At 48.4% G+C, this 529-nt stretch carries 1 protein-coding gene; it reads right to left on the minus strand.

Going from position 1 to position 529, the window contains the following annotated elements; genetic code table 11:
* On the minus strand, positions 1 to 529 hold a 529-nt coding region (locus ACTHUR_RS17835; protein ID WP_440400068.1), incomplete at both ends, for a sensor histidine kinase.

Genomic DNA, 529 nt, shown 5'->3' on the forward strand with positions numbered 1-529 from the left:
GCCCAATCTGTGATGTAATGGCCAATTCTGCGTTAATCCGTTGGGCCCGTTCTTGCATAATGCCCAAGCCGACATGTTCGCCTGAAGGCCGGTTTGATAGGTGTTCTTTATTAAAGCCTGCGCCGTCGTCACGAATCGTCATGACAAAATCGCCGTGGTTGGCAATTTCGACGCTGACATGTTGCGCACGCGCGTGCTTCCGAATATTGGACAGGCTTTCCTGCAAGATGAAGATGATCTGCAAATGCTCATCATAATTCAAAGCCTGCCCGTCGTCCTGCCATTTTAAATCAACTGGAATACCGGTTTGTCGTTCAAAACGCGCCAGCAGCGATTCTACCGCTTCAGGAAAATCTTTATTACTGATTTTGGTGCGGAAATTCATCAGAAGCTCGCGGACGTCTTCATAGCATTCCTGCACGCCGTCTTTAATGAAGCCGATATTTTCTTCAGCCTGCTCGCGTTGGTTTGAAGCAAACGCGCTTTCCAACATTTGCACCTGCAAATTCAAAAAGGTCAGGGCTTGTGC

The organism is Neisseria sp. P0021.S007 (genome assembly GCF_051956855.1).